This is a genomic window from Paenibacillus sp. MER 180, from assembly GCF_023713665.1.
GTDB classification, from domain to species: Bacteria; Bacillota; Bacilli; order Paenibacillales; family Paenibacillaceae; genus Paenibacillus_B; species Paenibacillus_B suaedae.
The window spans coordinates 1-345 of the sequence record NZ_JAMAVT010000097.1 but is presented as its reverse complement, the minus strand read 5'-3'; the positions used below and the strand labels follow the sequence as shown (position 1 = coordinate 345).

Sequence of the window (345 nt, the reverse complement as noted above, 5' to 3'; positions counted from 1 at the left end):
CGTTTTGGGATCGCATGGTAATCCTAAGCAGCCAGCACCAACGAATACAGGAAGTACCTCGTCCGTATACGGGACAAACCGTACAGATCCCATGGCCTACAGTGTTCAAGAACCTGCTGCGGAAGCCACGCAGTGTTACGCATTCTCAGTTTATTCGTATGTTGCCAGACACGATGCAGCAATATGTCATGGTGAAGGAGCTTGAGGCACGCAAGGAGCGTCTGCAGGCACTGGCTCACTGGAGCGATGTATATACCGTACAACAGATTCAAGAAACGCTTGAGCAAGAAGGCAATGAAGCGACAGTTGCTTGTCTTACAGCAGCATTAGGCGTACAGCAAGGAA

Annotated in this window: 1 pseudogene; it reads left to right on the top strand. The window is 50.1% G+C overall.

The annotated features are described in order from the left end of the window. Positions 1-345, top strand: a pseudogene (locus tag M3661_RS30030) (hypothetical protein); the annotation flags it as partial.